Genomic DNA, 982 nt, shown 5'->3' with positions numbered 1-982 from the left:
TCTCCAATTCGTCACTACGCTCACGTAGACTGCCCAGGACACGCCGATTATGTTAAAAACATGATCACTGGTGCTGCTCAGATGGACGGTGCGATCCTTGTATGTGCTGCGACTGATGGTCCAATGCCACAAACACGTGAACACATCCTTCTTTCTCGCCAAGTAGGTGTACCTTACATTCTAGTATTCCTTAACAAGTGTGACCTTGTTGATGATGAAGAATTACTAGAATTAGTAGAAATGGAAGTTCGTGAACTTCTTTCTACTTATGACTTCCCAGGTGATGATACTCCAATCATCCGTGGTTCAGCACTTGCTGCACTTAATGGTGATGCTGGTCAATATGGCGAATCTGCAGTTCTTGCTCTTGTTGAAGCGCTTGACTCTTATATCCCAGAACCAGAGCGTGCGATTGACAAAGCATTCTTAATGCCAATCGAAGATGTATTCTCTATTTCTGGTCGTGGTACAGTGGTAACAGGTCGTGTAGAGTCTGGTATCGTTAAAGTCGGCGAAGAAGTAGAAATCGTTGGTATCAAAGATACAGTTAAAACAACTGTAACTGGCGTAGAAATGTTCCGTAAATTGCTTGACGAAGGTCGTGCAGGCGAGAACTGTGGTGTACTTCTACGTGGTACTAAGCGTGAAGACGTACAACGTGGTCAAGTACTTGCTAAACCAGGTACAATCAAGCCACACACTAAATTCGATGCGGAAGTATATGTACTTTCAAAAGAAGAAGGTGGTCGTCATACTCCATTCCTTAACGGTTACCGTCCACAGTTCTACTTCCGTACAACTGACGTAACTGGTGCAATCCAATTACAAGACGGCGTTGAAATGGTTATGCCAGGTGACAACGTTGAAATGTCAGTAGAACTCATTCACCCAATCGCAATGGACCCAGGTCTACGTTTTGCGATCCGTGAAGGTGGTCGTACAGTAGGTGCTGGTGTTGTTGCGAAAGTAACTGCATAATCAC

The 982-nt window shown here is 44.5% G+C and carries 1 protein-coding gene; it reads left to right on the top strand.

All coding sequences use genetic code 11. The annotated features are described in order from the left end of the window. Positions 1-978: elongation factor Tu (tuf, locus tag D7V20_RS19255; protein WP_120385410.1), on the top strand; the 978-nt coding region annotated here is incomplete at its 5' end. Positions 979-982: the final 4 nt, after the last annotated feature.

The organism is Acinetobacter rongchengensis (assembly GCF_003611475.1).
In the GTDB taxonomy this organism is placed as follows: domain Bacteria; phylum Pseudomonadota; class Gammaproteobacteria; order Pseudomonadales; family Moraxellaceae; genus Acinetobacter; species Acinetobacter rongchengensis.
Note: the sequence above shows the minus strand (reverse complement) of the source record. Positions and strands in the feature narration are given on the sequence as shown.